This window comes from Aurantiacibacter xanthus (genome assembly GCF_003584015.1).
Taxonomy (GTDB): domain Bacteria; phylum Pseudomonadota; class Alphaproteobacteria; order Sphingomonadales; family Sphingomonadaceae; genus Alteraurantiacibacter; species Alteraurantiacibacter xanthus.
Genome location: NZ_QXFM01000038.1, coordinates 23,096 through 30,618 on the forward strand (window position 1 = coordinate 23,096; position 7,523 = coordinate 30,618).

8 protein-coding genes and 1 pseudogene are annotated in these 7,523 nt (G+C 67.0%); 6 read left to right on the forward strand and 3 right to left on the reverse strand.

Features of this window, described 5'->3' with window-relative positions; translation table 11 throughout:
* Nucleotides 1-81: 81 nt before the first annotated feature.
* The 5 genes from D2V17_RS04375 to D2V17_RS04395 all read left to right on the forward strand — a co-directional run bounded on the left by D2V17_RS04375 (nt 82) and on the right by D2V17_RS04395 (nt 3,560).
* Nucleotides 82-1,542 carry a leucyl aminopeptidase gene (locus D2V17_RS04375; protein WP_119591918.1) on the forward strand — a complete coding sequence of 487 codons (1,461 nt, stop codon included), beginning with the start codon at nt 82-84 and terminating at the stop codon, nt 1,540-1,542.
* A 133-nt stretch (nt 1,543-1,675) separates the two neighbouring features.
* Nucleotides 1,676-2,101, forward strand: coding sequence for a DNA polymerase III subunit chi (locus D2V17_RS04380; RefSeq protein ID WP_119591909.1), 426 nt, complete (start codon nt 1,676-1,678; stop codon nt 2,099-2,101).
* 48 nt (nt 2,102-2,149) lie between these two features.
* Nucleotides 2,150-2,644 carry a hypothetical protein gene (locus D2V17_RS04385; RefSeq protein WP_119591910.1) on the forward strand — a complete coding sequence of 165 codons (495 nt, stop codon included), beginning with the start codon at nt 2,150-2,152 and terminating at the stop codon, nt 2,642-2,644.
* A 99-nt stretch (nt 2,645-2,743) separates the two neighbouring features.
* Nucleotides 2,744-3,166 (forward strand): nucleoside-diphosphate kinase, encoded by a 423-nt coding sequence (gene ndk, locus D2V17_RS04390; RefSeq protein WP_119591911.1) that lies wholly within the window; start codon nt 2,744-2,746, stop codon nt 3,164-3,166.
* A gap of 142 nt (nt 3,167-3,308) precedes the next feature.
* Nucleotides 3,309-3,560 (forward strand): HP1242/YdcH family protein, encoded by a 252-nt coding sequence (locus D2V17_RS04395; protein WP_119591912.1) that lies wholly within the window; start codon nt 3,309-3,311, stop codon nt 3,558-3,560.
* Nucleotides 3,561-3,642: 82 nt separating this feature from the next.
* On the opposite strand, the gene D2V17_RS04400 is transcribed toward D2V17_RS04395, so the two are convergent.
* The 3 genes and pseudogenes from D2V17_RS04400 to purM form a co-directional block, all read right to left on the reverse strand.
* The gene (locus D2V17_RS04400) at nt 3,643-4,833 is read right to left on the reverse strand and encodes a sulfotransferase family protein (protein WP_119591913.1); all 1,191 of its coding nucleotides are present in this window, start codon (nt 4,831-4,833) and stop codon (nt 3,643-3,645) included.
* 10 nt (nt 4,834-4,843) lie between these two features.
* Nucleotides 4,844-5,425: pseudogene (purN, locus tag D2V17_RS04405) on the reverse strand (phosphoribosylglycinamide formyltransferase); the annotation flags it as partial.
* Nucleotides 5,418-6,515, reverse strand: coding sequence for a phosphoribosylformylglycinamidine cyclo-ligase (gene purM / locus D2V17_RS04410; protein WP_119591915.1), 1,098 nt, complete (start codon nt 6,513-6,515; stop codon nt 5,418-5,420). The gene purM and the pseudogene purN, both read right to left, overlap by 8 nt.
* 71 nt (nt 6,516-6,586) lie before the next feature.
* Between purM and D2V17_RS04415 the strand changes: the two genes are divergently transcribed.
* Nucleotides 6,587-7,523: heavy-metal-associated domain-containing protein (locus tag D2V17_RS04415; RefSeq protein ID WP_119591916.1), on the forward strand; the 937-nt coding region annotated here is incomplete at its 3' end.

Here is a 7,523-nt window from a genome sequence, read left to right on the forward strand (position 1 = left end):
ATTCGCAACGCCAGCTTTGATCGCGGCGCATTCGACATGTCGGCGCTGTGCCCCGATCGCATCAGCATGACCGGAGTGACCATGAACATTGCCTTTAGCCAAGCCCTCGACGCCAATTCGCCCCGCCTTGTTGCGCGTGTGGTCGGACAGGGCGCTCTTCCGGGCGATCTGCCCGCCATCATTGCGAGCGGCGCGGAGGCCTCGCGCTTCAAGGGCAAGGCCGGGCAGACTTTCGAGGGCTTTTACGAGGGCGACAACGGCCCGGTGCGCCTTGCGCTGGCCGGCGCGGGCGAGAAGGACAAGGAGCGTTTGCCTTCGCTCGAAAAGGCGGGCGCGGCGCTGACCGCCAAGTTCCTCACCTCGGGCGAGACCGCGCTGGCGCTCGATTGCCGCGACGGCTCGCTGAGCGCTGAGGAAGTGGCCGCCGTGCTGCTTGGCCTTCGCCTCCGGGCATGGCGCTGGGACACCTACCGCACCAAGCTGCGCGACGAGCAGAAGCCGACGCTGGCCGAAGTGGTGGTGGTCGGCGCGCCCGAGGGCACCGAAGCCGCGTGGAACGAGGCCGAGGCGCTCGCGCGCGGTGTCGAGTTCACCCGCGAGCTGGTCAGCGAACCGGCCAATGTGATTTATCCCGAGAGCTTCGTCGAACGCTGCCGTGAGCGCCTCAAGGGCACCGGCGTCGAGATCGAGGTGCTGGGCGAGGCCGAGATGGAAAAGCTCGGCATGGGCGCGCTGCTTGGTGTGAGTCAGGGTTCGGTGCGTGAGGCGCAACTGCTGGTGATGAAGTGGAACGGCGGCAAGGCTGGCGATGCGCCGACCGTATTTGTCGGCAAGGGCGTCACCTTCGACACCGGCGGCATTTCGCTGAAGCCCGGCGCGGGCATGGAAGACATGAAGTGGGATATGGGCGGCGCAGGTGCCGTGGCGGGTGCGATGGTGGCGCTGGCGGGGCGCAAGGCCAAGGCCAATGTGGTCGGCGTCTGCGGCCTGGTCGAGAACATGCCTGATGGCAATGCCCAGCGCCCCGGTGACGTGGTCACCACCATGAGCGGGCAGACGGTCGAGGTGATCAACACCGATGCCGAAGGCCGCCTCGTGCTGTGCGACGCGCTGACCTGGGCGCAGCGTGAGTTCAAGCCGAAGACGGTGGTCGATCTCGCCACGCTGACCGGCGCGATGATGATCGCGCTCGGGCAGGAGCACGCAGGCGTGTTCTCGAACTCGGACGAGCTGGCCGAGGGGCTGCTCTCGGCGGGCAAGACGAGCGGTGACAAGCTGTGGCGTTTCCCGCTTTCGCCTGCCTACGACCGCCTGATCGACAGCCCGATTGCCGATATGAAGAACGTGGGGCCGCGCTGGGCGGGGTCGATCACGGCCGCGCAATATCTCCAGCGCTATGTCGAGGACGGTGTGAACTGGGCGCACTGCGACATCGCGGGCATGGTTTGGGCCGACAAGCCCGGCGCGACCTGGGACAAGGGCGCGACCGGCTATGGCGTGCGCCTGATCGACCGCTTCGTGCGCGACACCGCCGAAGGGTGATGCCGGAATTGGCGCGCCTTTCATTTCTGTCTCAAGCAGCGCAACGGCGGGGTGGAAAATCCCGCCCTCAAGCAGCAAAGCGGTGGGGCAGAGGATCCCGCCCTCAAGCAGCGAAGCGGTAGGGCGGAGAATCATGCGCGTCGACTTCTACCTGCTCGAAACGGCCAGCGCCGAGCAGGCCACTGCACAGCTCGCCCGCGCCACGCTTGGTGCGGGCGAGCGGCTGCTGGTGGTTGGCGCGGGCGAAGACATGGACCGCGCCTTGTGGGAGGAATTTCCGCAGGACTTCCTCGCCCACGGCCGCGCCGATGCCCCCCATGCCGAGCGTCAGCCGATCCTGCTCGCGCCCGATTGCGCGGCGGCCAATGGCGCGCGCTATGTCCTGCTGGCCGATGGCCAGTGGCGTGAGGAGGCGCTCGGGTTTGCGCGGGCCTTCCTTCTGTTCGACGATTCACGCCGCGCGGGCGCGCGCGACACCTGGCGCAAGCTGGGCGATCAGGCGGGCGTCGAGCGCAATTTCTGGCGGCAGGAATCCGGGCGCTGGATCAAGCAGGCCTGATGGATTAGACCTCGGGCAGGATTGGGACATTCGAGGGGTAATCGGGCAATGCGCGCAGTTGTGATTTCCGCCGCCGTTCTGGCACTTGCCGCCTGCGGGTCGGACGATTCGAACACGATCGAGACCGAGGACGGCGACATCACCTATACGGTCGATGAGGATAGCGGAAAAACCGTCACCACCGTCACCAATGCCGAAGGCGAAACGGTGAAGGTACAAAGCGGCGAAGGGGCCGCGGCGAACCTGCCCGATGGCTTCACGCTCTATCCCGGTGCGAGGGTCGTCTCCAGCACCAACGTCTCCTCGGGCGGCAGCAACGGGGCGCTGGTGGAGCTGGAAAGCCCGGCCAAGGCCGAAGAGATCGTCGCCTTCTACCGCAAGGAAGCCGAGGCGGCGGGGATCGAGATCAAGATGGAGATGAAGGCCAACGAGGCGCAGATCGTCTCGGGCGAAAGCCCCGATGGGCTGGTGTTCTCGATCAACGCGGCTCCTCGCGACGAGGGGGGAAGTCGCGCCACGCTGACCATCGGCACCAAGAGCTGATCGCGGCCCGGCTTGCTCGGCCTGCTTGCTTGGGGCCGTGCTTGCCGCTAGGGGCGCGCGCGAAAGAGACATAAACCAACTTTCGCGAAGGAATTACCCATGGCGGTCACCCGCACGTTTTCGATCATCAAGCCCGATGCTACCCGCCGCAACCTGACCGGCGCGGTCACCAGGATGCTGGAAGAAGCCGGCCTGCGCGTCGTCGCTTCGAAGCGCATCCACATGACCAAGGAACAGGCCGAGGGCTTCTACGCCGTCCACAAGGAACGCCCGTTCTTCGGCGAGCTGGTCGAGTTCATGATGAGCGAGCCGGTGGTGGTGCAGGTGCTCGAAGGCGAAGACGCCGTGACCCGCAACCGCGACATCATGGGCGCGACCAACCCGGCCGATGCTGCCGAGGGCACGATCCGCAAGGAACTGGCGCTGTCGATCGGTGAGAACACCGTCCACGGTTCGGACAGCGAAGAGAACGCCGCGATCGAGATCGCCTACTTCTTCAAGCCGGAAGAAATCGTCGGCTGATTGTCCGCGCTGGCCATTGGCGAGCGCGCAGACAACAAGGCCCCGCCGGAGCGATCCGGCGGGGCTTTTGTTTGATCGAGAGCAAGGTATTGGTAGCGCCGCTGCGGCAAATGTCGGTCTGCAACAACAGGAGAATGCCCCGATGAGCCACACGCCCCATGAACTCGCCGCCGAGTTTCCCAACGATGGCGAGCTGCTGCACCAGCTCAAGCTGACCGACGCGCACTTTGCCCGTCTGGCCGACGAGTATCACGAGGTGAACCGCGAAGTTCACCGGATCGAAAGCGAGGTCGAGGCGGCATCGGACGAGCGCGCCGAGGCGCTCAAGAAGCAGCGGCTTGGTCTGCTGGACAACCTGTCGGCGATTGTCGCGAAGGCGCGCGACGCAGCCTAGAGCAGGATGACATAGCACTGACCCGCAAAGCCCATCCCCAAGGGGAGGGGAGCGAAGTGGATCAGCGTAATGTCATCAAACTCTAAAACTGATAGACGGCGCGGTGTCCGTGGTGGGGGCTGGTTTCGGCTCGCCCCTGCTCGGCCCGCATCGCCGCCATGGCCTCACCGCTGAGCGGCAGGCCCAAAGTGCGATAGACGCGGGCGATTTCCGCCTTCCAGTCGGCTCCCAGCGCGTCGAATTCCACCTCGGCCACGGGGCCGGAAAAGCCAGCCAGTGCCGCAGTCATCCGCGCTTCGCGTAGCGCCAGTTTGCGGCGCCACTCTGTTTCGAGCGCGTCAAGATCCACCCGGTCGCTCTGGTAGGCCATTTGCCCTGCCACCACCGAGAGGGTGCTGGCGAGAATTTCGTCCGAACATCGCCGGGTGACGACCACGCGCGCCTCGGGAAACTGTGCCAGCAGTGCGGGCAGGTCTTCGGCATATTGCGGGCACTTGAGCACGCGCGGGCGCGCGGCATTGCCCATTTGCGCCGCGTCCGAACGCAGCACGCGGGCGAATTCACGATAGACCGGCGCGGGATCGCGGGCCTCGCTGAAGGCGACGAAGGAGGGGATGCGATACTGCGCCTCCAGCGCCGCAGGCGACAGCGCGTAGGAGAGCCAGGGCAGTTCCTCGTCCACCAGCGTCGCGCCGAACGGGTGCTGCATGTCGATCCACGGGTTGATTTGGCGTGCAACCGCAATGCCGATGCGGGTCTTGATCGGCCGCAGCTCGGGCTGCTTGCGGACTGGGTTCATCGCGCAATAAAACGGCGTTCCGGCATGGGCTGGATCGGCGGCGAGGAGGCGGTGCATGCGCGTCGTCCCCGCGCGCATCTGGCCCACGACGATGATCGGCGGGGCGATGGCGGTCTGCTCGATGCCCGGATTGCTGCGCCACAAGGCACCCAACCGATGCCGCATGCGGATGGCCGCGGTGATCTGGCCATAGGCCATTGTGTGCCCGAGCGCGTTAAGCTGCGCCTCATCGCGCAACGATTGGCACAGATGTTCGAGCCGAAGCCGGAAATCGGCCACGTCCTCGGCGCTGCGGCCATAGTGCTCGTCTGCCGGATCGCAGCCTTTTGCGCCGATGTCCCACAGCGCCTCGGGCTCCAGCGCCGGGCGCGGGTGCAGCCCGTTGCGCCAGATCGCGTCGATGGCGCGGTCGGCGAGCGCCGAGGTGCGCGAACGGGTCAGCAGGTGGGGGCGGGGCGGGGGCGAACTGGCCAACCGCTCAGGACCGCCCGACGTAGTCGGCGAACATGCGCGGGTAGAGCTGGTATTCGGCGAGAATCACCCGGCGGGCGAGGCTGTCGGGCGTATCCTCGGGCAGGATCGCCACCGGCATCTGGCCGAGCAGCGGCCCGCCGTCGAGTTCGGGCGTCACCACATGCACCGAGCAGCCGCCAAAGGCATCGCCTGCCGCGATGGCGCGGGCGTGGGTGTCGAGCCCCTTGTACTTCGGCAGTAGCGAGGGGTGGGTGTTGACCATACGGCCCTCCCACCCGGCGACGAAGTCTGCGGTCAGCACGCGCATATAGCCGCACAGCGCCAGATACTCCGCACCCGATTCGCGCAGCGCTGTGTCCATAGCCTGTTCGTGCGCGCGCCGCTCCATCCCGCGATGGTCGAGCGCGAAGGTGGGCAGACCCTCGGCGGCGGCGATCTTCAGGCCCGGCGCGTCGGGCACGTTGCTCGCCACCAGCACGATCTCGTAGGGGCAGCCCGGCAGCTTCGAGGCATAGTGCAGCGCCGACATGGTCGTGCCGTTGCCCGACAGCAGCGCGGCGACCCTGACCTTGGGCCGAGTGGCCTCAGGCATCGTGGCCCGCGTCCCATGCCGCGTCAGCGCCCCAGGTGCCCGCCGAGCCACGCACGGTGCAGCCGCGCTGGCCCGCCTCGATCACGCCGATCTCCAGCACCTCTTCGCCCGCCTCGGCGAGCGCGGCCTTGGCGGCCTCCAGCTTCGCCGGATCGACCGCCAGCACCATGCCGGTGCCGCAGTTGAAGGTGCGCGCCATTTCGCCGGGAGCGATGTTGCCCTCGCTCTGAAGGAAAGTCATCAGCGCGGGCTGTTCCCAGGCATCGGCATCGACCACCGCACGCGCGCCTTCGGGCAGCACACGCGGGATATTTTCGAGCAGGCCGCCGCCGGTGATATGCGCGAGCGCGTCGATCAGACCGGCGCGCACCGCAGGCAGCAGCGCCTTCACATAGATCCGGGTGGGCTCCATCAGTGCGTCGATCAGCGGGCGCGCGGCATCGAACGGGGCGGGGGCGTCGAGCTGCCAGAACTTGTCCGCCGCCAGCCGTCGCACCAGCGAATAGCCGTTCGAGTGGACGCCCGAACTTTTCAGCGCCAGCAGCACATGGCCCGGCGCAACCTTGTTGCCGGTCAGCTGCTCGCCGCGCTCCACCGCGCCGACGCAGAAGCCCGCGAGGTCGTAATCGCCCTCGGAATACATGCCCGGCATTTCCGCCGTCTCGCCGCCGATCAGCGCGCAGCCTGCCTGTACGCAGCCCTCAGCGATGCCTGCGATCACCCGCTCGGCCACGCCGTTCTCCAGCTTGCCGGTGGCAAAGTAGTCGAGGAAGAACAGCGGTTCCGCGCCCTGCACGATCAGGTCGTTCACGCACATGGCGACGAGGTCGATTCCCACGGTGTCATGCTGCCCGCTGTCGATGGCGAGCTTGAGCTTGGTGCCCACGCCGTCATTCGCGGCGACCAGCAGCGGATCGGTATAACCGGCCGCGCGCGGGTCGAAGAAACCGCCGAAGCCGCCGATCTCGCCGTCGGCACCGGCGCGGCGCGTGGCCTTGACCAGCGGCCCGATGGCCTTGACGAGGGCATTGCCCGCAGCGATGGAGACGCCCGCCTGGGCATAGGTATAGGAAGGAGTGTTGGAGCTCATAGTGCAGACGCCATAAGCTTTCGCGCTTGGATTTCCACTCACCTTTGGGCAAAAGGCCCACGATTTCCCCGATGACCACACGCACTCTCCTCCCCGCCGCCCTTGCGCAAGGCCCCCACAAGCGGCTCGCAATCGGCCTTTTTGCGGCTTTTGCCCTGGCCCTTGCCGCCGCGCTGATGGCGCAGGTAGCGGGCGATCGCGGCATTCCGCCCGTCGCCAGCTCCACCGATATCGAGGTCCACGGGATCGAGGTGAACGTCAGTGGCGACAATCCGGAGGATGCTCGCTCGAAGGGCTGGCTGGAGGCGACCCGCAAGGCGTGGAAGAAGATCGAGGGCCCCGAGTTGCCCGATGCGCGACTCGAGTCGCTGGTCTCGGCCATCGTGGTTGAGGAAGAGGATATCGGCCCGCGCCGCTATATCGCGCGGCTGGGCGTGATCTTTGATCGTCAGCGTGCCGGCCCGCTGCTGGGTGGGGGCGGAAATCGCGCCCGCTCGGCGCCGATGCTGCTGATGCCGGTGATGATGAGCGGCGGCACGGCCACCACCTTCGAAACGCGCACCCAATGGCAGCGCGCCTGGGCCGAGTATCAGTTCGGATCGAGCGCGATCGACTATGTGCGCCCCGTGGGCTCGGGCTCCGATTCGCTGCTGCTGACCTATGGCCAGACCGGACGCCGCAGCCGCGCCTGGTGGAACAACCTGCTCGACCAGTTTGGCGCAGCCGACGTGCTGATCCCGATTGCCAGGCTGCGCCACGAATGGCCGGGTGGCCCCGTCGTCGGCACCTTCACCGCGCGCTATGGCCCGGATGACCGGTATCTCGAAGAGTTCACCATGCGCGCCGACAGCGAGGCTGACGTGCCGCGGATGCTGGTGCGCGCGGTCGAGCAGTTCAATGCGATCTACACCCGCGCGCTGGCGGCGGGCGCCTTGCGGCCCGACCCCACGCTCGAAATGGACGGGTTCGAGATGACGCCAGAGATTCGCGCGCTGCTCGACGAGGCCC